This window comes from Microbacterium sp. NPDC087592, assembly GCF_044743585.1.
Lineage (GTDB): Bacteria > Actinomycetota > Actinomycetes > Actinomycetales > Microbacteriaceae > Microbacterium.
In genome coordinates, this window is sequence record NZ_JBIUWT010000001.1 from 257453 (window position 1) to 279925 (window position 22473).

At 69.7% G+C, this 22473-nt stretch carries 22 protein-coding genes; 13 read left to right on the top strand and 9 right to left on the bottom strand.

The genetic code is table 11. From position 1 onward, the window contains the following. Nucleotides 1–9 precede the first annotated feature (9 nt). Nucleotides 10–978, bottom strand: coding sequence for a PDR/VanB family oxidoreductase (locus tag ACIOTO_RS01290; protein WP_400856042.1), 969 nt, complete (start codon nucleotides 976–978; stop codon nucleotides 10–12). Between the two features lie 148 nt (nucleotides 979–1126). Between ACIOTO_RS01290 and hisC the strand changes: the two genes are divergently transcribed. Next, complete coding sequence (gene hisC, locus ACIOTO_RS01295; RefSeq protein ID WP_400856044.1) at nucleotides 1127–2236, top strand: histidinol-phosphate transaminase; 1110 nt, start codon at nucleotides 1127–1129, stop codon at nucleotides 2234–2236. Between the two features lie 24 nt (nucleotides 2237–2260). Here the strand turns inward: hisC and ACIOTO_RS01300 are convergent, their stop codons facing one another. From ACIOTO_RS01300 to ACIOTO_RS01320, 5 genes are all read right to left on the bottom strand, one after another. Then, nucleotides 2261–3307 carry a winged helix DNA-binding domain-containing protein gene (locus tag ACIOTO_RS01300; protein ID WP_400856045.1) on the bottom strand — a complete coding sequence of 349 codons (1047 nt, stop codon included), beginning with the start codon at nucleotides 3305–3307 and terminating at the stop codon, nucleotides 2261–2263. A gap of 43 nt (nucleotides 3308–3350) precedes the next feature. Next, nucleotides 3351–4799, bottom strand: a complete 1449-nt coding sequence (locus ACIOTO_RS01305) for a glyceraldehyde-3-phosphate dehydrogenase (protein ID WP_400856047.1) — start codon at nucleotides 4797–4799, stop codon at nucleotides 3351–3353. A 180-nt stretch (nucleotides 4800–4979) separates the two neighbouring features. Then, the gene (locus ACIOTO_RS01310; protein WP_400856048.1) at nucleotides 4980–5645 is read right to left on the bottom strand and encodes an SDR family oxidoreductase; all 666 of its coding nucleotides are present in this window, start codon (nucleotides 5643–5645) and stop codon (nucleotides 4980–4982) included. 85 nt (nucleotides 5646–5730) lie between these two features. After that, nucleotides 5731–6666, bottom strand: coding sequence for an N-acetylmuramic acid 6-phosphate etherase (gene murQ, locus ACIOTO_RS01315; RefSeq protein ID WP_105709495.1), 936 nt, complete (start codon nucleotides 6664–6666; stop codon nucleotides 5731–5733). Next, nucleotides 6656–7552 (bottom strand): N-acetylglucosamine kinase, encoded by an 897-nt coding sequence (locus tag ACIOTO_RS01320; RefSeq protein WP_400856052.1) that lies wholly within the window; start codon nucleotides 7550–7552, stop codon nucleotides 6656–6658. Before ACIOTO_RS01320 ends, murQ begins: the two co-directional genes overlap by 11 nt. A 134-nt stretch (nucleotides 7553–7686) precedes the next feature. On the opposite strand from ACIOTO_RS01320, the gene ACIOTO_RS01325 reads away from it, so the two are divergent. From ACIOTO_RS01325 to ACIOTO_RS01350, 6 genes are all read left to right on the top strand, one after another. Further along, a complete protein-coding gene (locus ACIOTO_RS01325) occupies nucleotides 7687–8544 on the top strand; it encodes a MurR/RpiR family transcriptional regulator (RefSeq protein ID WP_029263044.1) in 858 nt (285 codons plus the stop codon). A gap of 152 nt (nucleotides 8545–8696) precedes the next feature. Continuing rightward, entirely contained in the window at nucleotides 8697–9680 is a 984-nt protein-coding gene (locus ACIOTO_RS01330) for a GNAT family N-acetyltransferase (protein ID WP_197021064.1), read from the top strand. Continuing rightward, nucleotides 9673–10365, top strand: a complete 693-nt coding sequence (locus tag ACIOTO_RS01335) for a PIG-L deacetylase family protein (protein WP_029263046.1) — start codon at nucleotides 9673–9675, stop codon at nucleotides 10363–10365. The genes ACIOTO_RS01330 and ACIOTO_RS01335 overlap by 8 nt, the downstream gene beginning before the upstream one ends. Nucleotides 10366–10405: 40 nt before the next feature. Further along, nucleotides 10406–11722 carry an extracellular solute-binding protein gene (locus tag ACIOTO_RS01340; RefSeq protein ID WP_400856054.1) on the top strand — a complete coding sequence of 439 codons (1317 nt, stop codon included), beginning with the start codon at nucleotides 10406–10408 and terminating at the stop codon, nucleotides 11720–11722. 58 nt (nucleotides 11723–11780) lie between these two features. Next, nucleotides 11781–12716 carry a carbohydrate ABC transporter permease gene (locus ACIOTO_RS01345; protein WP_051662632.1) on the top strand — a complete coding sequence of 312 codons (936 nt, stop codon included), beginning with the start codon at nucleotides 11781–11783 and terminating at the stop codon, nucleotides 12714–12716. Beyond that, on the top strand, nucleotides 12713–13633 hold the full coding sequence (locus tag ACIOTO_RS01350) for a carbohydrate ABC transporter permease (protein ID WP_197021065.1): 921 nt from the start codon (nucleotides 12713–12715) through the stop codon (nucleotides 13631–13633). Before ACIOTO_RS01345 ends, ACIOTO_RS01350 begins: the two co-directional genes overlap by 4 nt. A 3-nt stretch (nucleotides 13634–13636) precedes the next feature. Here the strand turns inward: ACIOTO_RS01350 and ACIOTO_RS01355 are convergent, their stop codons facing one another. Beyond that, nucleotides 13637–14779, bottom strand: coding sequence for a DUF998 domain-containing protein (locus ACIOTO_RS01355; RefSeq protein ID WP_105710303.1), 1143 nt, complete (start codon nucleotides 14777–14779; stop codon nucleotides 13637–13639). Nucleotides 14780–14849: 70 nt separating this feature from the next. On the opposite strand from ACIOTO_RS01355, the gene ACIOTO_RS01360 reads away from it, so the two are divergent. The 3 genes from ACIOTO_RS01360 (at nucleotide 14850) to ACIOTO_RS01370 (ending at nucleotide 16360) form a co-directional block, all read left to right on the top strand. Then, nucleotides 14850–15500 carry an HAD-IA family hydrolase gene (locus ACIOTO_RS01360; protein WP_029263051.1) on the top strand — a complete coding sequence of 217 codons (651 nt, stop codon included), beginning with the start codon at nucleotides 14850–14852 and terminating at the stop codon, nucleotides 15498–15500. A gap of 69 nt (nucleotides 15501–15569) precedes the next feature. Beyond that, nucleotides 15570–15926 carry a YidH family protein gene (locus ACIOTO_RS01365; protein ID WP_400856058.1) on the top strand — a complete coding sequence of 119 codons (357 nt, stop codon included), beginning with the start codon at nucleotides 15570–15572 and terminating at the stop codon, nucleotides 15924–15926. After that, nucleotides 15923–16360, top strand: coding sequence for a DUF202 domain-containing protein (locus tag ACIOTO_RS01370; protein ID WP_400856059.1), 438 nt, complete (start codon nucleotides 15923–15925; stop codon nucleotides 16358–16360). Before ACIOTO_RS01365 ends, ACIOTO_RS01370 begins: the two co-directional genes overlap by 4 nt. 34 nt (nucleotides 16361–16394) lie before the next feature. Here the strand turns inward: ACIOTO_RS01370 and ACIOTO_RS01375 are convergent, their stop codons facing one another. Together ACIOTO_RS01375 and ACIOTO_RS01380 are read right to left on the bottom strand one after the other, a co-directional pair. Then, the gene (locus ACIOTO_RS01375) at nucleotides 16395–18008 is read right to left on the bottom strand and encodes a DUF222 domain-containing protein (protein WP_400856060.1); all 1614 of its coding nucleotides are present in this window, start codon (nucleotides 18006–18008) and stop codon (nucleotides 16395–16397) included. Nucleotides 18009–18230: 222 nt separating this feature from the next. Further along, nucleotides 18231–18668, bottom strand: a complete 438-nt coding sequence (locus ACIOTO_RS01380; RefSeq protein WP_029262374.1) for an Lrp/AsnC family transcriptional regulator — start codon at nucleotides 18666–18668, stop codon at nucleotides 18231–18233. A 151-nt stretch (nucleotides 18669–18819) separates the two neighbouring features. Here ACIOTO_RS01380 and ACIOTO_RS01385 point away from each other — a divergent pair, with 151 nt between their 5' ends. The 3 genes from ACIOTO_RS01385 to ACIOTO_RS01395 are packed head-to-tail and all read left to right on the top strand — an operon-like array spanning nucleotide 18820 to nucleotide 22405. Next, nucleotides 18820–19944, top strand: a complete 1125-nt coding sequence (locus ACIOTO_RS01385) for a thiamine pyrophosphate-dependent enzyme (protein ID WP_400856062.1) — start codon at nucleotides 18820–18822, stop codon at nucleotides 19942–19944. Then, on the top strand, nucleotides 19941–20969 hold the full coding sequence (locus ACIOTO_RS01390) for an alpha-ketoacid dehydrogenase subunit beta (protein ID WP_400856063.1): 1029 nt from the start codon (nucleotides 19941–19943) through the stop codon (nucleotides 20967–20969). Before ACIOTO_RS01385 ends, ACIOTO_RS01390 begins: the two co-directional genes overlap by 4 nt. Further along, nucleotides 20966–22405 (top strand): dihydrolipoamide acetyltransferase family protein, encoded by a 1440-nt coding sequence (locus ACIOTO_RS01395; RefSeq protein ID WP_400856065.1) that lies wholly within the window; start codon nucleotides 20966–20968, stop codon nucleotides 22403–22405. The genes ACIOTO_RS01390 and ACIOTO_RS01395 overlap by 4 nt, the downstream gene beginning before the upstream one ends. Nucleotides 22406–22473 lie beyond the last annotated feature (68 nt).

Sequence of the window (22473 nt, forward strand, 5' to 3'; positions counted from 1 at the left end):
CGTGCGGGGTCAGATGTCGAGGACGAGACGCTCGCCGAGAGAGCGGGACACGCAGATCATCATCGTCTCGTTGCTCTCGCGCTCGTCGGGGGTGAGTATCGAGTCCCGGTGCTCGGGGGCGCCGTCGATCACGGCCGTCTCGCAGGTGCCGCAGACGCCCTCGAGGCAGGAACTCGGCACCCCGATCCCGGCGCTCTCGAGCATCTCGAGGATGCTGCAGCCGCGGTCGACCGTGACGACGAGGTCGGACCTGGCCGCCACGACCTCGAAGGTGTCGGCGCCCTGCGACTCGCCGAACGTCTTCGGCTGGAAGCGCTCGAGATGCAACGCACCATGCGGCCAGTCGAGGCTGAGCGTTTCGAGGGCATCCAGCATGCGTTCGGGGCCGCACGCGTACACGGCGGTCCCAGCGGAGGGGACGCCGATCCACGCGGCGAGGTCGAGTCGCTCGTCGGCGTCGCCACGGACCAGGAGCGTCTCGCCCCCGGCCAGCTGGGGGTAGCGGAGGAACGCCATCCGTTCCTCCGTCGAGCCGAGATACGCCAGGCGCCACGGGATCCCGCGGCGGACGGCCTCGGACAGCATCGGCAGGATCGGCGTGATGCCGATGCCGCCCGCGACGAACACGTACTCCGTTGCGGGGGCGAGCGCGAAGTGGTTGATGGGAGCGGAGACGGTCACGAGTTCGCCGACCCGGAGACTCTGGTGCACGTAGCGGGAGCCGCCGCGACTCGGGCTCTCGGCCAGGATCGCGACGCGCCAGGCAGTGCGGTCGGCGGGGTCGGAGCACAGCGAATACTGGCGCTCCACTCCGTTCGCGAAGCGGAGGTCGATGTGCGCGCCGGGCTCCCACGCGGGCAGGGGCGCGCCCGTCGGGTCGTCGAGTTCGAGGGACAGCACGTCCCGCGCCTCCCACCGCATCGCCCGCACGCGCAGGGCGAGGGACGCTTCCGGGGAATCCACCGCAGACTGGGGCACCGTCGCTCCGCTCCTTCCGTCGTTCCGGCCGCCATCGACCGAATTGACCACATTCGATATATTCAATTGCGATAGTATGGATGATGCCCGGCACTGTCAAACGGACGGACGGGTGCCGCACGAGCGGATGATGAGAGAGGCGGAACGGATGTCGGAGCTGAGACTGCGGGAGGACCTGGACGCGATCCCCGGATACACGCCGGGGAAGGCCGCGCCGCAGGCGGAGACCACCGGGCCGGTCTTCAAGGTGTCGTCGAACGAGAACCCCTATCCCCCGCTCCCGTCGGTGACCGCGGCCATCGCCGACCGGCTCGCGCACATCAACCGCTACCCCGAGACCGCGGCGACGGCCCTCACCGCGGTGCTATGTGAGCGGTTTGGCGTCGAGCCGGTGAACGTCGTGCTCGGCAGCGGATCGGTCGAGGTCGTGTCGCAGCTGATGCGCGCGACGGCCGGTGAGGGCGACGAGATCCTGTTCGCCTGGCGGTCGTTCGAGGCGTATCCGATGCTCGCTCGCGCGGCCGGAGCCGTGCCCGTCATGGTCCCCCTCACGGACGACCACCGGCACGACCTCGACGCGATGCGGGCGGCCATCACCGACCGCACGCGCCTGATCCTGGTGTGCAACCCCAACAATCCGACCGGGACCACCATCGGCGACGCCGAGCTCGATCGATTCCTCACCCAGGTCCCGCCGCACATCGTCGTCGTGATCGACGAGGCGTACGTGCAGTTCAACGACCGCGACGACTCCCCCGTCGGCATCGAGTACTTCCGCCGCTACCCGAACGTCGCCGTCGCGCACACCTTCTCGAAGGCCTACGGCCTGGCCGGCATGCGCATCGGCTACGCGATCGCCCCCGAGCAGTTGGGCATCGCGCTGCGCAAGGTCGCCATCCCGTTCGGCGTGACCGACCTGGCGCAGACGGCCGCGATCGCCTCCCTCGCCGCCGAGGACGAGCTCGAGGCCAGGGTCGCCGAGCTCGTCGTCGAGCGGGAGCGCGTCGTCGCCGCCTTCACCACCGCCGGCCTCGCGCTTCCCGAGAGCAAGGGCAACTTCGTCTGGCTTCCCCTCGGTGATGCCACGGCCGCTGCCGCCGAGCTGTTGGAACGCCACGGCCTGCTCGTGCGGCCGTTCCCGGGCGAAGGGCTCCGGGCGACCGTCGCCGAGCCCGAGGCCAACGAACGGCTCATCGCGCTGGCACCCGAGATCGCCGCACTCGTCGCCCCCGCGGAGGCCGTGCTCGCCTCGCGGTGACCGTTTTCTTCGCCGGCGACGCGCTCAGTCGCCGGCGAAGTGCGCGAATCGCGCCAGCGCGGCCTCCACGGCTGCCGGTTCGGCGGGTTCCGCGAACAGCTCCGGCGGCGCGTCGCGGGTCGCGCTCGCGTGCGTCCAGCATCCGATGACGCGTCCCTGCTCGATGAGCGTGGCGCGCACCATGCCGTTCTTGCCCGGGCCGACGGTGGCCAGGTGCTCGGGCGCGCACACGGTCGTGCGGTCGGCGTAGGAGATGTAGTACTCGTCGAACGCGGGGAGGGCGTGGACCGTCGTCGCGCCCGTCGCGCGCCGCGGACGCTGGAGCGACACGAACAGCCCTTCGTCCACCTCGTCGACCCGCCCTGCCGCGCGCTCGACCGCCTCGCGTGACTGTCCGAGCGTGAGTCCCGACCACCACGCGAAGTCGGCGACGCCCGCCGGTCCGTGCCCGTCGATGTAGCGCACGAACAGCTCGGCGAGTGGGTCTGCCGGGCGGGTGTGCTCGCGGATGTGCTCCTCGGCCAGCACGAACCGCTGGTCTCTGGTGATGCCCGCCCGCGCGGCGACCGGCCCCTGGCAGATGAGGCCGTCGATCGTGAGGGTGAAGAGCAGATGGATGCCGCGCTGCCCCGTCGGGTCGATGCCGACGCCCTCGAGGATCTCGAACACCTCGGCGCGGGTGCGGCCACCGTCGCGCAGCTGCGGCGTCAGCGCGCGCACCGCCGTCGCGACCATGCTGTCGTCGATGCCCAGCTGACGGTGACGGGAGACCGCCTGCTGCCGCTGTCGGGCGGCGGTGACCTCGAGCATCCAGCCCAGGTCGCGTGCCGGCACGGTGTGCAGCGTGCCGCGCATGGTCCACGCCCGCACGAGGTCGCCGCGGTCGAACGCACGGTCGACGTCGCGCAGACGCACCGGCCCGCGGGTACGCGCGGCGAGCGCCCAGCGCCCCGCGGTGAAGTCCTGGCTCTGCACCGCGAGCATGTGGTGCGCGGCATCCGTCACCGTGCGCGCCGGCGCGCTCAGCCGATGCGATCGGAGACGCTCGGTGAGCAGGGTCGCGGTCTTCATGCCCCCATCATGCCGGGCGCCACCGACGCGGCGCAGGAGACGCTCAGCCCTGCAGCGTCACTTCGCGGCGCTCGGGCAGCACGATCGGGTGCGACCCCGCCATGACCTCGAGCACGCGGATCACCTGGCACGAGTAGCCGAACTCGTTGTCGTACCAGACGTAGAGGATCAGGGTGTCCTCGTCGGCGATCGTGGCGAGGCCGTCGACGATGCCGGCGCGGTGCGAGCCGACGAAGTCGGTGGAGACGACGTCGGGGCTCTCGACGTAGTCGATCTGCTGGCGCAGCTTGGAGTGCAGCGAGACGCGGCGCAGGTAGTCGTTGACCTGCTCCTTGGTGGCCGGGCGCTCGATGGTGAGGTGCAGCACCGCGAGCGACACATCGGGCGTGGGCACACGGATCGAGCTGCCGGTGAGCTTGCCCTCCAGCTGCGGGAGCGCCTTGGCGACGGCCTTCGCGGCTCCGGTCTCGGTGATGACCATGTTGAGCACCGCCGAGCGACCGCGGCGGTCGCCCTTGTGGAAGTTGTCGATCAGGTTCTGGTCGTTCGTGAACGAGTGCACGGTCTCGACATGCCCCTTGACGACGCCGTACGCCTCGTCGATCGCCGCCAGCACCGGGGTGATGGCGTTCGTGGTGCAGGAGGCCGCGGAGAGGATGCGGTCGGAGGCGGCGATCGTCTCGTCGTTGATGCCGTGCACGATGTTCTTGAGCGGGCTCTTTCCCGGTGCGGTGAGCAGCACGCGCGCGACGCCCGTCGAGCGCAGGTGCTGGGAGAGGCCTTCCTCGTCGCGCCAGCGTCCGGTGTTGTCGACGACGATCGCGTCGTGGATTCCGTGGGCGGTGTAGTCGATGGATGCCGGGTCGTCGGAGTAGATCACCTGGATGCGGGTGCCGTTCGCGATGATCTGCTCGGCCTCCTCGTCGACGGTGACGGAGCCGGCGAAGCGGCCGTGCACCGAATCGCGCAGCAGCAGAGAGGCGCGCTTGGCGAGGTCGTTCTCCGCCCCGCGGCGGACGACGATGGCGCGCAGCCGCAGTCCGCTGCCGCCGCCGGTGTGGGCGATGAGGATGCGGGCGAGGAGGCGACCGATGCGCCCGAAGCCGTAGAGCACCAGGTCGGTGGGCTCGGCGGCGACGGCCCCCATGGCGGGTGCGAGTTCCTCGGCGAGGTAGTCGTCCAGAGGCTGGCCGCTCTCGGCGTGCCCCGCGACCAGGCGCGCGACGTCGAGCGACGAGGCGCCGGGAGCGAGGGCGTGGATCGCCTCGAGCACGGCGAGCGTGTCTTCGATCGGGAGCCGCTCGTGCCCGAGTTGGGCGACGCGCTCGTGCACCTCGACCAGTCCCGTCGCCGAGAGCCCGAGCAGTCGGTGCCCGTGCAGCGAGGTGACCACATCGTGTTCGCGTCGAAGCGCCCCGATGAGCGGGATCATCCGCTCCGCCAGCTCTTCGTTCTCAGCCCAGTCGTCGCGGTGTGCCGCGGAATCGTTCATCTGCGTCCTTGCATGTGTGAGCGCGCGCCGAGATCGCCGGCGCGCGAATGTGCCGGGTGGATCGGGGGATGCCACCAGCGTACAAGCCGCGAGATGACGAGCCGAATCGGCGGCACGCACCGGCTTCGGATCGCCGGCGGCATCCCCTCGTCATGGAGATCCGCGCCCCGTCACGCTCGGTCAGTACTGCGCCGAGAACGCCCCGTCCGACTTGAGCAGCTGTCCCGAGACCCAGCGACCCTCGTCCGACACGAGGAACTCCACCACGGCCGCGACGTCGGCGGGCCGTCCGAGTCGCCCGAGCGGCGTCATCCCGGCAAGCCCGGTGCGCGTCTCGTCGTCCATCCAGCCGGTGTCGATGGGTCCGGGGTTCAGCACGTTCGCCGAGATGCCCCGCGGACCGAGCTCGCGGGCAGCCGAGATGACCAACCGGTCGAGAGCGCCCTTGGATGCACCGTAGGGGAGGTTTCCGGTCACGTGGTCGCTGGTGAGGGCGAGGATCACTCCCCCGTCGTCGCCGACCTGTCGCGCGAACGCCGCGATCAGCAGCAGGCTCGCCCGTGCGTTCACGGCGACGTGCAGGTCGAAGCTCTCGGCCGTGGTGTCGAGGATGCCGGATTGCACGTCGTGCGCATGGCTGAGGATGAGCGCGGAGATCGGACCGTGCGCGGCCACCACCTCGGCGATCAGGGCCTCCGGTCCGTCCACGGTCGACAGGTCGGCGAGGTGGTCGGCGTCGCAGAGGTCGCTCGTCACGACGGTCCATCCGGCCGCTCGCAGGCGGGGAACGATGCCGGCGGCGATGCTGTTCGCGCGCGCGGCGCCGGTAATCAGGGCGAGGGGCATCCGGCCACGCTACCGGACCGACTCCCGGGCTCGGCGCGGCCCGCGCAGGGGCCGAGACACATCACGACGGCACCGGCCGCTCCCCTCAGGCGAGAGCGGCGATCGCGTCGCGGAGCACCCCGTCGGCCTCATCGAGCGCGGATGCCGCGGCCTGCGGTGTGGCGTCGACCGCCAGCATCAGCAGGGCGCGCTTGACCGAGCCGTCCGCCCCCTGCAGCGCGGCGGCCGCGACGTCGATGTCGACGCCGGCGAGCTGCGACACGGTACGGATGGAGCGCGCGTGGAGCTTCTCGTTCGTGGCGAGGAGATCGACCATCACCCCGCGGTAGGTCTTGCCGAGCTTGATCATCGACAGGGTCGTGAGCATGTTCACGACGAGTTTCTGCGCGGTGCCTGCCTTGAGCCGCGTCGATCCGGAGATGAACTCCGGTCCGGTCACGACCTCGATGGCGACCTCCGCGGCGGCACCGATCTCGGAGTCCGCGTTCGAGGCGATCGCCGCCGTGAACGCGCCGACGCTGCGGGCGTAGTTCAGCCCGCCGACGACATACGGCGTCCGGCCGGAAGCCGAGATGCCGACCACCGTGTCGTCGGCCGAGAGTCCGAGTTCACGCAGGGAGCCACCTGCCGCCTCCGCGTCGTCCTCCGCATTCTCCACGGCCGAACGGATCGCGATCTCGCCGCCGGCGATCAGCCCGACCACCATCGAGGGGTCCGTGCCGAAGGTGGGCGGGCACTCGCTGGCATCCAGCACGCCGATGCGGCCTGCCGTGCCGGCCCCGATGTAGATGAGCCGACCGCCGCGCCGGAACCGCTCCGTGATCGCGTCGACGACCGCCGCGATCTCGTCCGCCCGTTCGGCGACCGCCTCGGGGACCCGCCGGTCCTCGTCGTTCATCCGATGCACGAGCTCGGCCGTGCTCAACAGGTCGAGATCCCCGCGCTCGGTCGTGGATGCCTCGGTGCCGAGGCCTTCCAGTACGGAGAGGAGGGAGGCGAGGCGGGAATCGTCATTCGGCACGGTGGACGAACCTTTCGTGAGGGAGATCGGTGCGGCGTGCGATCAGCAGCGCGCCGTCGAGGGCATCGCCGGCGGCGGGGACCACCCGGCGTCCGGCAGCGTGCAGCGAGGAGATGAGGCTGTCTCGGAACCAGGCGTGATCCGTGAGGCCGCCGTGCAGCGCGATGTCGCGAGTCAGTGACGAGGCGGCGACGGCCGTGGCGGTGAGCAGGCGGATGCCTTCCGTCGCGATCCGGTGGGCGACGTCGTCACCGGTCTCCGCGGCGTCGAGCACGAGAGGCGCGAGGGAGCCGAGACGCCGAGCGACCGATCCGTCCTCGGCGAGCCAGGAGACCACGTCGTCGGCGGGAAGGATGCTCGCGGCGACTGTTTCACTCAGTCGCGTATCGGGTCCGAGCCCGGCGGTCGCCCGCTGCACGGCTCTGGCGGCTTCGCGGCCGAGCCAGGATCCGCTGCCGAAGTCGCCGATGTCGGGCCCCCAGCCGTCGATCAGACGGATGCCGTCTGCGTCGGCGCCGAGCGCCGCAGCGCCGGTGCCCGCGATCAACAGCACTCCGGGCGAACCGCCGAGAGCGCCCGCGTGGGCGGTGACGACGTCGGACGCGACGGCGACGCGCGCCCGCACCGACGCGGCGAGAGCGGCCGCGAGCGCCAGAGCGGCGTCGGGTGCGACCCAGGCGCCGGCTGCGCCGACCCCGAGAAGTTCGGGTGCCTCGCCCTGGTCGAGCAGAGGAAGAATCGACGCGACGGCGTCCTCGACGCCGTTCGGCGTCGCGAGCCCCGGGGAGCCGATGCCCGAGCGTACGACGCGCTGCTCGGCGTCGACCATGACGCGGCAACGGGTCTTGCCGAGGTCGACCGCTACGGCCGTCGGGGCGCTGCTCATCTTTCTCCTCGCTGTGACGTTCACAACAGTTCGGAAAGAGTCTACATCGGATCTAGACTTACTGAAAAGAATTTACCCAACGTTGCGCAGGGGCCCACGACATACTGAGAATCCCACATCTCTGGAGGAAGCGGATGAGCATTCAGTCGACGATCGAGGCAGCGGCCGCGACGCTGCCCCCGTCTCTCGCCCGCGTCGCCGCAGCGATTCGGGAGAATCCGTCCGTCGTCATCGACATGACCATCAACGAACTCGCCGAGGAGTGCCACACCTCCGTGGCCTCGGTCGTAAGGTTCTGCCGCGCGATCGGATTCAGCGGCTATGCGCCGCTGCGCATGGCGCTCGCGACCGAGCTGGGCAAGGAGGCGGCGCAGTTCTCAGCGCGGGGCGCATTCGGGTCCGAGATCTCCGACGAGGACACGCTCAGCGAAGCAGTGTCCAAACTCGCCTCTCTCGAACTGCTCGCGATAGAGGAGACGGTGGCCCGACTCGACTTCGACGTACTGGAGGCCGCGATCGACGCCGTGGACCGCGCCGACCGCATCCTGATCTTCGGCATCGGGGCGAGCCAGTTCGTCGCAGAAGACCTCGCACACAAGCTCCTTCGCGTGGGCAGGAATGCCCACGTCCCCTCCGATCCGCACGAAGCGATCGCCGCGACCGTCCTGCAGACCTCCCCCACGGTCGCCATCGGGTTCTCGCATGCGGGCTCCACCGCGGAGACGGTGCGCTTCCTGGAGACGGCGCGTGCCAACGGCGCGGCGACCATCGCAGTCACGTCGGCCAAGGACTCCCCCCTCGCCGGCGCCGCCGATCACGCATTGTTCACCGAGGTGCGCGAATCCACCTTCCGCGCCGGAGCGATGGTCAGCCGGATCGCGCAGCTGGCGCTCGTCGACTGCCTGTTCGTCGGCATCGCGAAGCGCCGTTTCGCCGAAACCGTCGACGCGCTGCGCCGGACCCGCGAGGCCACCCGGGCCCTCCGCGACTGAGCTCGCGCCGGCCTCCTCCCCCAGGTTCGACACCCACGGCGACCGGCGGCGAGATCGTCATATTTCCGTGATGTAAACGATCTACGTATCTCTCGACTTTCTTGAACATTGTTGCCATACTGGCCACACCCGAAGGCGAGAGGACGACGACGTTGACGTATGAGCACGGCACCACGATGGTGCGCCCCTTCCGACCCGGTGAGAGCGCTGCTCTTGCCGAGGCCTGGACCCGATCCGCCCCGCAGGACGGGATCACCCCCGCACGACTGCGCGATCTGGTCCTGCTCGATCGGAACTTCGATGCGGACGGCCTCCTCATCGCCGAGCGCGACGGCGCGATCGTCGGAGCGGCCTATGCCGTCCGCCGCCGCATCGCACACGACGCCGGCGATCTCCAGCCGGAGACCGGGTGGATCCCGTTCTTCTTCGTCGTCCCCGAGCAGCGCGGACACGGTCTCGGGCGCAGCCTGCTGACCCAGGCGATCGGCTGGCTCCGCTCGCACGGCGCGACCGAGGTCGTCTTCTCGGCGTACACGCCGAACTACGTGCTGCCCGGTCTCGATACCGCCCGCTACCCCGCCGCGTCGGCACTGCTCGAATCGCTGGGGTTCTCCCGCATCGAGCGTCCGAGCGCGATGGACCGTTCACTGATCGGCTATCAGATGCCCGACGACGTCCGCACTCGGATCGAAGCGCTGCGCGCCGACGGGTGGTATCTCGGAACGCCGAGCGACGACGACCTCGTGCCGTTGATCCGCATCGCCGGCGAAGCCTTCAATTCCGACTGGGCGCGTGCGATCCGCGAAGGCGTTCTCGGCGGGCTGCCGCTGGAACGCATCCTCATCGCCAAGAACCCTGAGGGCACGGTGCTCGGCTGGGCCATGCACGGCACCTACGAGTCCGTGATCGAGCGTTTCGGCCCGTTCGGTGTGCTCCCGGAGAGCCGCGGAACGGGACTCGGCAAGGCGCTTCTCCACCTGACCCTGGAGCGGATGACCGCGCTCGGCGCACACAGCGCCTGGTTCCTCTGGGCCGATGAGGGATCGACCGCATCGGCCCTGTACGCCAAGACCGGGTTCGCCGCGACCCGCACATTCGACATCCTGCGCGCAGAGATCGGAGAGAGCAATGTCTAACACCGTCATCGCGGTCGGCGGCCACATCGGCGACATGGAGCTGACGGCGGGCCCCACACTCGCCAAGGTCGTCCTCGAGGGCGGCCGCGCCATCATCGTCGACTGCACCTACGGCGAGCGCGGGCATCCGACGGTCGCACCGAGCGTCTACCGCGAGCAGAAACTCCACGAGGCCCGCTTCTTCGCCGAGACGATCGGCGCTGAGCTGATCACCCTCGACTACTCCGACGGGTTCCTCCCGGATGACGAGGCGGTCGCCGAGCAGATCGCCGAGATCATCCGTGCGACCAAGCCCGATGTCCTGATCACCCACTGGGTGCACTCCATGCACCGGGACCACGAGCGCGCGGCGCAGGCGGCCCTCCGCGGCGCCTTCCTCGCCTCCATCCCCCTCGAGGAGATCGAGGCGGCGCGGCATTCCGTTCCGCGGATCCTGCACGCCGAGAACTGGGAGGACATGGAGGGGTTCGAGGCGGACACGTTCTTCGGCATCCCCGACGAGGCGTTCGACCTCTGGCTCACCGGAATCCAGGAGCACGCCTTCGCGCGCGGCGAGACCTACGGCTTCCGCTTCATCGACTACTACTCCGCGCTCATGCAGGTCAAGGGCTGCCTGGTCGGTGAGCGGCGCGCAGCCGCATTCCGATCTGCGGGGGCCGAGAAGTTCACCCTCGCAGGCCCCTGATCCTCCTCACCCACCCGATACGCACAGAAACGAAGGAACCATGAAGAAATCACTTCTCGCGGTCACCGCTCTGGGGCTCGCGACGACGCTGACCCTCGCCGGCTGCTCCGGCTCTTCCGGCGGCTCCGGCGATGCCGGCGGCCCCCAGGAACTCACCTTCCTCACGCACTGGGGACCGGACCAGGTCGCGATGCTGGAGGCCGCCGGCGCGGCGTTCACCGAAGACCACCCCGACATCACCGTCAAGGTGCAGGCGGTCCCGTTCGGCAACCTGCTCTCGACCCTGCGTACGCAGGGTGCGTCGGCGGACGGCCCGGCGATCGTCGGCATCTACGACGCGTGGCTGCCCGAGCTGGTGCGCGACGGTCTCGCCGCTGCCGCGCCCGCCGACGTCGCCGACGAGGTCACGGAGAACTGGCCGGCCGGCGTCGTCTCGGCGGCGAGCAACGGCGGCGACGTGTACGGCATCCCGAACGAGATCGACCTGTACCAGCTCAACTACAACTCCGCGCTGTTCGACGCGGCGGGCATCGCCGAGCCTCCGGCCGATTGGGACGCCCTCGTCGAGGATTCCGCGAAGCTCACCACCGGAGACCAGCAGGGCTTCGGCCTCATCACCGGCTGGAACTCCGGCGTGGTGCATCCGTTCCTGTCGCTGCTCGCGTCGAACGGCGGCTCGTTCCTGAACGAGGAGGGCACGGCTTCCGAGCTGACCAGCCCGGAAGCCCTCGAGACGGCGGAACTGTACGAGAAGCTGGTCGCCGACGGGTCGAGCGACCCCAGGAAGTCGACGGCGAACGCCAACACCACCGGCCCGTACCTCGACGCCTTCGTGAACGGTCAGACCGGCATGATCGTCATGGCCAACTGGTGGGAGAGCGCGCTCCGCGACGGTATGGGCGATGACTTCGAGAACGTCGCCACCGCGCCGATCCCGGTCGGCCCCAGCGGCGATGAGTCCTCGTCGATCTCGTACTCCTGGATGACGATGGTCAACGGCAAGGCCTCCGACGCGCGTCAGAAGGCGGCGTGGGAGTTCCTCACCTACCTCAACGGCCCGGACTCCGGCGAAGCCGGTTCCTCGGCGATGGCCGACATCCTGCTGTCGATGGGGATCCTGCCCACGCGCTCCTCCGACCTGGAGGCGCACGCCGCTGAGCTGGAGACGCCGTTCCTGTCGTCGTACGTGACGGCTCTGGAGAACGCGACCCCGTTCCCGACCGTGCTCGGCGGACCGGCTGCGACCGATGCCCTGCAGCGACAGCTGGAGGCACTCGTGAACGGACAGGTCGACGCGAAGACGGCGATGGAGAACGCCGCTCGCGACGTCGACGCCACGCTCAGCGCCGCTCAGTGACACCCCGGCGGGGAGGCGGCCTCGACCGCCTCCCCGCCATCCTCCCGAAAGGCCTGACTTGACGACCCTCGAACGTCCCGCCGCCGCGCCGCCCGTCGCGCGCACCTCGAAGCGCCGGAGCATCGCCTCCACCCGACGCTGGTCGGCGCTGTTCCTCAGCCCGGCGCTGCTCATCATCGGCGTCTTCACCCTCATCCCCACCCTGATGACGGTCTGGATCAGCTTCCACCGCTGGTCGATGTTCACCCCCATCACCGAGATGACGTGGGTGGGGCTCGACAACTACTCCGGGCTGTTCGCCGATGCGACCAGAGTGCAGGCGCTCGGCAACACTGCCCTCTACGTACTGCTGTCGATCGTCATCACCGTGCCGATCGCCCTGCTGATCGCGCTCCTGCTGTACTTTCCGCGCCTCAAGGGCAAGGGCATCGTGCGGGTGCTGCTCTTCGCGACGTATGTGATCCCGACGATCGCGATCGTGATCATCTGGAGCAACATCTACGCGCCCGGCTACGGCCCGCTGAGCACCATGGTCGCCGCGGTCGGGATAGACCCGCCCGGATGGCTCAGCGACCCGCAGTGGGCCCTGGTCTCGCTCGTGATCTTCAACGTCTGGCAGATGCTCGGCTACTACGTCATCCTGCTCATCGCCGGGCTCACCCAGATCTCCGAGGACCTCTACGAGGCCGCACGCATCGACGGCGCGGGCATCGTCCGTCAGACCTGGTCGATCACGATCCCGCTGCTGCGCCCGTCGCTGGTGTTCGTGGTGCTGATGACCTTCATCAACTCGATCCAGGTGTTCGATCCGATCTACCTCCTCACCCAGGGCGGGCCCGCGAACTCGACCAACATGGTCTCGTTCGAGATCCAGCGCACCGCATTCCAGTACGGCATGGCCGGTGAGTCCTCGGCCCTCGCGGTCTCGCTGTTCCTCATGATCATCGCCGTCGGCGGGGTCCTCGGCATCATCATGAAGGGACGCACGCGATGAGTCTTCAGACCAGCACCTCGACCCCGACCTCCACGCCGCCTCGGGCTCCGAAGCCGAAGACGGCGCCGGCCTCTCGGCGTCCGGTTCCGATGCGGCGGCGGCTGTCGACGGCTGGACTCTACGTGCTGCTGGCGATCGTCGCCCTGGTGCCGCTGTTCCCGCTGTACTGGCTGGTGATCTCGGCGCTGAAGTCGCCCGCGGAGTTCTCCCAGATCCCGCCGACCTGGTTCCCGACCGACCCCACGCTCGATCAGGCCGCGACCGCGCTGACGGCAGTGCCGTTCATGCAGTCCATGATGAACAGCCTCATCATCGCCGGTGGCAGCACCCTCAGTGTCCTCGCCACCAGCATCCTTGCGGGGTACGTGTTCGCCAAGCACACCTTCAAGGGGCGCGATCTGCTCTTCTGGTCGATCGTCGCGACGATGTTCCTGCCCCCGATCGTGACCCTGGTGCCGCTGTACTACCTGGTCAACAGCATGGGACTTTCCGACACGTATCTCGGCGTGATGCTGCCGTGGTTGGCGAACGCGTTCGGCATCTTCCTGATGCGGCAGTTCATCCGCGACATTCCGGACGAACTCATCGAAGCGGCCAGGATGGACGGCGCCGGAGAGTTCCGGATCGTCTGGCAGTTCGTCGTTCCGCTGCTGAAGCCCGCGATCGTCACGCTCGCCGTCTTCATGTTCGTCTATGCGTGGAACAACTTCATCTGGCCGCTCTCGATCCTGCGTTCGGAGGCGCTCTACCCTGTGGTCCTGACCCTGAACAGGCTCATGTCCTACACGATGAGCTTCGAGTATCAGAACGTGGTGCTGGCCGGTGCGATCATCGCGTCGCTTCCGACGCTCCTGGTGTTCCTGGTCACGCAGCGGGTGTTCGTCGCCGGAATCGCCGCCAGTGGTGTGAAGGGCTGACGCTCACGCCGCAGCCCCCGGCACGGTGCCGCCCGTCCGCTCGACCTCGTCGATGCGGGCGGGCGGCGCTGTTCCGATCGAGCCCGCCGTGCGCAGGAAGACGATGATCCAGCTGAAGATCAGCACTGCGGCGATGAGTTCGACCGCGGTGAGGTTGTAGTAACCGACCGCGAAGAATGCGGCCAGCAGGATGATCACCAGCACGAAGGCCCAGCCGAAGCCCACGAACACCTTCGGGATGCTGGGCAGGAGCCACGGCAGTCCCACCACGACGACGCCGAACACGACCGTCATGCCGGTCGCAACGGTGTTGTGCAGGAGGAAGAACTCGTCGACGGGGAACAGCCCGACACAGGCGAGGAAGATCCCCAGGAGGATCAGACCTCCGCGCACGAGGAAACGTCCGCGGCGGTCGGCGGGATCGTCGGCGGGGAGCCCGGCTGTCGCGTACCGGGCGATGGTCGTCACCATGACGCCGGCGATGATCAGGGTCGCGTTGAAGGCCACGGATGAGCTGTTGCTGCTCATCCCGAGCGCCGACAGGTTGTCGCGCCACCAGTGCACGTCGCTGGAGGCGAGCATGCTGGCGAAGGCGCCGACGACGAGGAAGACCGCGAGCACGAGCGAGAGGACCATGGGCGTGAGCGCCACCGCGCTGAGAAACGAGACGTAGCCGGTCAGAGCGAACGCGACCGCCACCAGCACCGCGCCGGGAAAGGCGAACACCGGCGCATCCGTGAAGCTCCGCTCGAGGAGCTCCGCGACGCCGAGCCAGCCGAGGTAGGCGATCGCCGCGTGCGCGAACGCGATGGCGGCGAGGTCGTACCAGCGCAGTCGATCGCCCGGCACGGTGAAGCCGTCGCGGACCGCGGCCGGATCCACCTGTTCCGGCCGCACCGCGATGCGTCCGAGGGCGAAGGCGATGGCCGCGGTGATCGCTCCGCCGAACGCGGCGAAGACACCGATCGAACCGCTGCCGCTGATCGCCAGATCATGTCCCCAGAACACCGGGAGCGCGACGAGGAAGCCGATCACGAGGAACCCGGCGCCGACGATCAGCGCGGTCGCCTCGAACACGGCATCCGCCGTGTCGGGACCCCGCACCTGCCGCAGCACCTGCACGACTCTCTTCGCGAGTGCATTCATCGTCCGTGCCTCCCGGTCCACATCATAGAAGTCGGCAGGCGTCCGATCCGGCCCGCACTAGCCTGGAGGGGTGCCCCAGACTCTCGCCGCCCGCGCCGTCCTTCTCGACATGGACGGGACCCTCGTCGATTCGACAGCTGTCGTGGAGCGGCTCTGGCTCGCCTGGGCGGAGCCGCACGGCATCGACCGCGAGACGGTGCTCCGCGTCGTGCACGGCCGCCAGGGTCACCAGAGCATGGCGATCATGCTGCCCGAGCGCGACCATGCCATCAACCTCCGTGAGAACGAGGTCATGCTCGCCACGGAGGCGAGTGATGTCGACGGTGTGATCGAGATCCCGGGCGCACGGGCGCTGCTCGAGGCGCTGCAGCCGTTCCCGCACGCGATCGTCACCTCCGCCAACGTCGCCCTCATGACCGCTCGGATGCAGGCCGCCGGGCTCACCGTGCCCGAGCGCAGCGTGACCGCCGAAGACGTCTCCGCCTCCAAGCCCGATCCCGAGGGATTCGTCCGCGCCGCGGGCCTGCTGGGGATCGACCCAGCGGACTGCATCGTGTTCGAGGACTCCGGCGCGGGAATCCAGGCGGGTCTCGCGGCCGGCATGCGGGTCGTCGGTGTCGGGAAGCACGCGGCAGCGCACAACCCGACCGTCCTGGTCACGGATCTCTCGCAGGTGGCCGTGACCCCCACGGCCACCGGGTTCGAGATCACGATCTCCTGACGACGGTCGCTCCCCCGCGAGCGCCGCACCCCGCCGCACCCCGCCGCACCCCGCCGCTACGATGAGGCGATGCGACGTTTCCCCGCCTCGGTGTTCGGCATCGGCGAAGAACCCGATCCGCGTTTCTCTCTGGCGAACGAGCGCACGTTCCTCGCGTGGACCCGCACCGGCCTCGCGCTGATCGCGGGTGGCGTCGCCCTCGAAGTCCTGGGCCTCGACCTGCACGCCGGTTTCCGCCTCGCGGCCTCACTGCTGCTGATGATCACCGGCACGGCGGTCGCGCCCCTCGCCTGGTGGGAGTGGATGCGCGCGGAGCGCGCCCTGCGCCAGTCGCGCCCGCTGCCGGGAGCCTTCTCTGCGATCGTGCTCGCGGTCGTCGTGACGATCGTCGGCCTGCTGGTTCTGGCGGGGGTGCTCTGGCGGTGACCGGTCAGGGGCACATCCCCCCGGGGGCACTCGTCTCGGGTCCGTTCGATCCGGGACTGCAGCCGGAGCGCACGGAACTCGCGTGGCGGCGGACTGCGCTCGCCATCGCGATCGGCTCGGTGGTCTCCCTCAGGGTCTTCCCCCTTCTGCTGCCGGCCGACGCGGCTGCGTGGGGACTCGCGCCGGGAGTTGTCGGCATCGGCGCTGCATGCACGTTCTGGGTGGCCGCCCGGCGCCGGCAGCTGCAGACGACCGCCGCACTGCACTCCTCGACACCGGCGGAGCTCTCCACACCGGCGGAGCTCTCCACACCGGCGGAGCTCTCTTCCGAGGCGATGCCCGGAGGCGGGATGCTTCTCGCCTTGACGGCGCTCGCCGCCGCCTTCGGCGCCGTCTCCCTCGCCATCGTCGTGGTGTCTCTCCTCGTTCGCTGAGTGGGCTGGCGCTCGTCCTACCGGCAACGACAGATCACACCCGCCGCAGCTCTTCACACCCGCAGCGGAACAGACGCGTGTCGTTTCGCGAGGTCGTTGTTCGTGGTGTCGGGGGTCGTGGTGCCGGGGGTCGTGGTGTCGGGGGTAGTGGTGTCGGGGGTCGTGGGGTGCGCCAGCGTCTGGCGGGGTCCCACCAGGCGGGTCCGCGGACGTGGGGTGTGCCGTGGCGCATGCGGATCTCCCAGCCGGAGGTGTCGAGGGTTCTGTGGTGGTGCCAGCAGAGGGCGACGCCGTTGTCGGTGTGGGTGGGGCCGCCGTGGGCGTGCTCGTGGACGTGGTGGATCTCGCACCAGGTCGCGGGGACGTGGCAGCCGGGGATGAGGCACTCACGGTCGCGGAGGGTGATCGCGCGACGCTGATGCGCGGTGAAGATCCGGTCGGTGGTGCTGATGCCGATGATCCGCCCGTGCGGGTCGAACAGCACCCGTTGCACCCCGCCCGCGCACGCGGTGTGGACGGCGACACGGGTGGGGACGGGGGTGTCGATGCCCTCGACGTGCGCCCAGCCGCGACCGGTCGTGTAGTCGTCGGCGGTGACGGACACCACCAGTGTGGGCGCGCCCCCGCCCAGGCGTGGGGTGTCGTCATGGCGGGCGGCGATGCCGAGGATCGCGGCGAGGGTGTCGTGCTGCTTCTGCGACCGCGAGCGCGGGTCGACCATCCGCCCCGGGTCACCGGACGGAAGGGCGTCGTCGTCCATACCCGCACCGTCATCGAGGGTTTCCGAGTTCGTTTCCGAGTTCGTCTCCCCCGAAGGCCGGAACATGACTCCGGGGACGGGTGGTCCGTCGACTTTCGGGTTCAGGTACGCGTCGAACAGACGCTGCAACTGTCCCGCGACCTCCGGCAGCAACCGTCCCCGGACCGGGATCACCCCGTCTTTCGCGCGCCCGAGGGTCAGCCCCCGCACCCGCATCGCGATATCGTCCGCGGGCTCCGCACCATCCGGATCGAGATACTGCACGATCACCTGCGCCAACAACCGCAGATCCTCCGGCGTCGCCGCCGATCCAACCTCCCCACCAGCATCCGAGTCCGTGTCCGCATCGGGTTCCGGTTCCGGTTCCGCGTCAGCAGCCGCGAACCCCCGCGCGTACGCGGCCAACTCCGCATCCGCCCGCAACCGGTCCGCGGCCCCGACCCGGGCCCCGGCCTGCTCGATCGGCCCGATCGCCGCCAACAGCCCCGCGACCCCGATCGTCCCGTCCACCAACGCCACCCGCAGCGCGGGCCACCGCGCCGGCAACCACGCCCCCGACGACACCCCCACCTCCCGCCGCACCGCCTTCGCGGCCTTCACCACCCGCCCCGCCCCCGCAGCATCCGTGCGCACCACCCGCTGCAGCAACTCGTTCACCGTGCGACAGCCATAGCGTCCACAGAACGCCGGCTCCCCCGACCCCGCCGGACGCTCATCGACCGACGCGACCGCCTCCACGACCACCGCCCCCACCCGCCGCTGCACCTCACCCGCGACCCGCAACAACACCATCTTCTCGTCGTCACCGAGCCGGGCGATCACGTCAGAGCGCAGCACCGCATCCAGGTCAGCGACGACCTGGCCGAGCAGTTCCGCGGGGTTGTTCATACCCCTAAGTCAACCCGGGACCACCGACATTCGAACCTCGATAACCCCAGTTCAGAGCAATATTCCGAAACACGCGAAACACGCGGAACACCGACACGCCCTCCACAGAAACACCGACGCAACACTTGTCCACACTCGCCGCAGACCCCGCCGCCACAGACCCCGCCGCCGCAGACCCCGCCGCAGAACCCACCCGCACCGCAGAACGCGCCCGTGTCCCCGTTACTCCCGCGTGTAGTCCTCGAAGATCAGCGTGGTCCGGGTCGAGCGGATGGAGGGGATCGCCTGGATGTCCTCGAGCACGATGCGACGGAGGTCGCGGGCGTCGTTGGCGCGCACCAGCAGGATCACGTCGAAGTCGCCGCCGACGAGCGCCATGTGCTCGATCTCGGGGATCGCGCGCAGCCGGTCGCTCACCGCCTGCCACGTCGCCTGCTCGATGGCGAGGGTCACGTAGGCACTCGCATGATGCCCGAGCAGTACGGGATCCGTGCGGACCGTGTATCCCGTGATGACACCGGCGTCCGTGAGGCGCTTGATCCTCGCGTGCGCACCGGCACGCGAGATGTGCACGGCATCCGCGATCGCCGTCATCGACGAGCGCGCGTCGCGACGCAGCTCCTCGAGGATCGCTCGGTCCGTGTCGTCCAGCGCGATCATGACACCCCTCCCTCGGGCCAGAAAATCTGACACTTCGATCAAGAATGCCGCATCTGCCGCTCTTCCATCCAGTATTTCGCGGATGATCTTGGATGACTGTCGCCCACAGAGGCAAGCTGTCCCCACCGAGTTCGCCAAGGAGGACGAGCGCATGCTGCACACCGACATGCTTCCGCGAGACACCGCGGTGCAACTGATCGATGCGGACGGACAGCCTGTCGCGGACGAGCACTACGCGCTCCCCGACGGCGACACCCTGCTGGCCGCCTATCGCGGCCTCGTCGAGGGCCGGCGCATCAACGACCAGGCCGGCGCGCTCGTGCGTCAGGGACGCCTCGCCGTCTACCCGTCCTCGCACGGGCAGGAAGCGTGCCAGGTCGCCGCCGCGATGGTTCTCGGCGACACGGACTGGCTGTTCCCGACCTATCGCGACTCGGTCGCCGTCATCGCACGCGGAGTCGAACCCGCCGACGCGATGGTCCTCCTCAAGGGCGACTGGCACTCGGGCTACGACGTGCGCGCCCACCGGGTCGCACCGCAGGCCACTCCCCTCGCCACCCAGCTGCTGCACGCGGTCGGCTTCGCGCAGGCGGCCACGCATCGCGGCGAGGACACGGTCGTGCTCGCGCTGTGCGGCGACGGCGCCACCAGCGAGGGCGACTTCCACGAGGCGATGAACTTCGCCGCCGTCTTCCAGGTGCCGGTCGTCTTCTTCGTGCAGAACAACGGGTTCGCGATCTCGGTCCCGCTCTCGCGGCAGACCGCGGCGCCGTCCCTCGCCCACAAGGCGATCGGGTACGGGATGCCGGGACAGCGTGTCGACGGGAACGACGTCGCCGCCGTGCTCGCCGTGCTCGGCGAGGCGGTGGACCGCGCCCGCGCCGGCGGCGGCCCCTCGCTCGTCGAGGCGCACACCTATCGGATGCAGGCGCACACCAACGCCGATGACGACACCCGGTACCGGGAGCGCGACGAGGTGCAGGCCTGGATCGCCCGCGACCCGCTGCTTCGCCTGCGGACCCATCTGACGGGCACCGGAGCCCTCGACGCCGACGCCGAGGAGCGGTTCGCCTCCGGCGCCGAGGAGATCGCCGCGGCGATGCGCACGGCGCTGAACACCGACGCCGAGCTCGACCCCGAAGACCTGTTCCGCTTCGTCACAGCGACCCGCTCGCCGCAGCTCGACGAGCAATGGCACCTGCTGCGCGACGAGATCGAGCGCTCGCGCCTCGCCGATGCGAGTGCAGGGATCACCCCGAACGGAGGCCACCGATGACGATCGCACACGACGACACCCGCACCGAGGTCGAGTCCCCCACGGCGACCACCATGACCATGGCCGCCGCGTTGAACAGAGCACTCGCCGACGCGATCGAGTCCGACCCGGATGTGGTCGTCTTCGGCGAAGACGTCGGGGCGCTCGGGGGCGTCTTCCGCATCACCGACGGCCTCACCGCGCGGTTCGGCGAGGAGCGCTGCTTCGACACGCCCCTGGCCGAGTCCGGCATCGTCGGCACCGCGGTCGGCATGGCCATGAACGGGATGCGGCCCGTGGTGGAGCTGCAGTTCGATGCGTTCGCACTGCCCGCGTTCGAGCAGATCGTCAGCCATGTCGCGAAGCTCGGCAACCGCACGCGCGGAGGGATGCGGATGCCGCTGGTGATCCGCATCCCGTTCGGTGGCGGCATCGGCGGCGTGGAGCATCACTGCGACTCTTCCGAGGCCTACTACGCGCACACCCCCGGCCTCACGGTCGTCAGTCCGTCGACGCCGCAGGATGCCTACTCGCTGCTGCGCGCGGCGATCGCCTCGCCGGATCCGGTGATCTTCCTCGAGCCGAAGAAGCTGTACTGGTCGAAGGGCGAAGTCGACACCTCGATCACCACGGAACTCGGCACCGCCCGTATCGCCCACGAGGGCACGGATGTGACGCTCCTGGCCTACGGCGCCTCCGTGCCGCTCGCACTCGAGGTCGCCGATGTCGCCGCCGCCGAGGGGCGCAGCGTGCAGGTGGTCGACGTGCGCTCGCTCTCCCCCTTCGACGACGCGACCGTGACCGCCGCGGTGAAGTCCACCGGCCGTGCCGTGGTCATCGCCGAGGCCCCCGGATATGTGAGCGTCGCCTCGGAGATCCAGGCCCGCGTGTTCGAGCGCTGCTTCGAGTACCTCGCGGCCCCGGTCCGACGGGTCACGGGGCTCGACACCCCCTACGCACCTCCGAAGCTCGAGCACTGGTACCTGCCCGATGTCGACCGCGTGCTCGATGCGATCGACACCCTGCACTGGGAGGACGACGTATGAGCGCCCCACTGAAGCCGTCCACGCACATCTTCCGCCTGCCGGACCTCGGCGAGGGCCTGACTGAGGCGGGACTCGTGACGTGGCTCGTCGCGGTGGGCGACACCATCACGACCGACCAGCCGATCGCCGAGGTCGAGACCGCGAAGAGCGTGGTGGAGCTGCCATCGCCGTTCGCCGGCGTCGTCACGGCTCTCCACGGCACCGCCGGGGACACCATCGACGTCGGTGCACCGGTGCTCGAGGTCGCCGACCCGGAATCGGCATCGGCGGCGGAGGGAACGACTCCGGATGCTGCCGGGTCTGCAGCGTCGAGCACCCCCGAGCATGAGGCGTACCGCGAGGAGGAACGCGCCGGATCCGGGAACGTGCTGATCGGCTACGGCACCACAGCGCACACGACGAAGGGGCGGCGACGGCCGGCCGCCGCGTCGGTCCGAGTCGACCGCCCGACCGCACCCCCACCCGCACCCGCATCGGCATCCGCATCGAAGGCCGCCGCCGTCGACCCTGACGCGACCCCTGCCCTCGCTGCATCCGTCCGCCGCCCGGTGGCCGTGCGCTCCCCCCTCGTCCGTCGCCTCGCCCGCGATCTCGGCCTCGACGTGCACACGATCGCCGCGACCGGCCCCGACGGGGCGATCACCCGCGCCGACGTGCTGCAGGCCGCGGTCGAGAACGCCGTCGACGGCGCCGCCGCGCATCACCGCGCCGCGAACGGGACGGGTGAGTCCGTCGACGGGCTCGACGTCGTCTCCCGCGAGCGCATGTCGCCGCTGCGGCGCGCGGTCAGCGCGAAGCTCACGCGCAGTCGCACCGAGATCCCCGAGGCCACCGTCTGGGTCGACGTCGATGCCACGTCCCTATGGGACCTCCGCGCGCAGATGGCCCCGGAGGGCGGCAAGGCCCCCTCGGTCACGGCACTGCTCGCGCGCTTCGTCCTGCTCGCCCTCGAGGACTACCCGGTGCTGGCCTCGCGACTCGACGAGAGCGGCGAGGAGCTGATCTCGTTCGACGGCGTGAACCTCGGGATCGCGGCGGACACCGAACGCGGACTCCTGGTCCCGGTCGTCCCCCGTGCGCACGCCCTCACCGTGGAGCAGCTCGATGCGGCACTGCGCGAGCTCACCGCCACGGCCAGAGCAGGCACGATGCCGCCGGAACGCCTGCGCGGCTCGACCTTCACCCTCAACAACTACGGCGGGTTGGGCGTCGACGGCTCGGCGGCGATCATCAACCACCCGGACGTCGCCATCCTCGGCATCGGCCGGATCATCGAGCGGCCGTGGGTCGTCGACGGGGCGATCGTCGCGCGTCGTATCGTGCAGCTGTCGCTCGCGTTCGACCATCGCGTGTGCGACGGCGGGTACGCGGCGGGATTCCTGCGGCGCGTCACCGAGCTCATCGAGCATCCGCTGCGCGCGTTCGTGCGGGTCTGAGACCGCCCGAAGCCCCTCGGGCCGACGCGGCGCGTGTGCCATAATTACCATACGATCGGTCAGTAATT

Coding starts and splice junctions, on each gene's coding strand:
- hisC (WP_400856044.1), top strand. CDS start 1,127: ATGTCGGAGCTGAGACTGCGGGAGGACCTGGACGCGATCCCCGGATAC.
- ACIOTO_RS01300 (WP_400856045.1), bottom strand. CDS start 3,307: ATGAAGACCGCGACCCTGCTCACCGAGCGTCTCCGATCGCATCGGCTG.
- ACIOTO_RS01305 (WP_400856047.1), bottom strand. CDS start 4,799: ATGAACGATTCCGCGGCACACCGCGACGACTGGGCTGAGAACGAAGAG.
- ACIOTO_RS01310 (WP_400856048.1), bottom strand. CDS start 5,645: ATGCCCCTCGCCCTGATTACCGGCGCCGCGCGCGCGAACAGCATCGCC.
- ACIOTO_RS01320 (WP_400856052.1), bottom strand. CDS start 7,552: ATGAGCAGCGCCCCGACGGCCGTAGCGGTCGACCTCGGCAAGACCCGT.
- ACIOTO_RS01325 (WP_029263044.1), top strand. CDS start 7,687: ATGAGCATTCAGTCGACGATCGAGGCAGCGGCCGCGACGCTGCCCCCG.
- ACIOTO_RS01335 (WP_029263046.1), top strand. CDS start 9,673: ATGTCTAACACCGTCATCGCGGTCGGCGGCCACATCGGCGACATGGAG.
- ACIOTO_RS01340 (WP_400856054.1), top strand. CDS start 10,406: ATGAAGAAATCACTTCTCGCGGTCACCGCTCTGGGGCTCGCGACGACG.
- ACIOTO_RS01350 (WP_197021065.1), top strand. CDS start 12,713: ATGAGTCTTCAGACCAGCACCTCGACCCCGACCTCCACGCCGCCTCGG.
- ACIOTO_RS01355 (WP_105710303.1), bottom strand. CDS start 14,779: ATGAATGCACTCGCGAAGAGAGTCGTGCAGGTGCTGCGGCAGGTGCGG.
- ACIOTO_RS01365 (WP_400856058.1), top strand. CDS start 15,570: ATGCGACGTTTCCCCGCCTCGGTGTTCGGCATCGGCGAAGAACCCGAT.
- ACIOTO_RS01375 (WP_400856060.1), bottom strand. CDS start 18,008: ATGAACAACCCCGCGGAACTGCTCGGCCAGGTCGTCGCTGACCTGGAT.
- ACIOTO_RS01380 (WP_029262374.1), bottom strand. CDS start 18,668: ATGATCGCGCTGGACGACACGGACCGAGCGATCCTCGAGGAGCTGCGT.
- ACIOTO_RS01385 (WP_400856062.1), top strand. CDS start 18,820: ATGCTGCACACCGACATGCTTCCGCGAGACACCGCGGTGCAACTGATC.
- ACIOTO_RS01390 (WP_400856063.1), top strand. CDS start 19,941: ATGACGATCGCACACGACGACACCCGCACCGAGGTCGAGTCCCCCACG.
- ACIOTO_RS01395 (WP_400856065.1), top strand. CDS start 20,966: ATGAGCGCCCCACTGAAGCCGTCCACGCACATCTTCCGCCTGCCGGAC.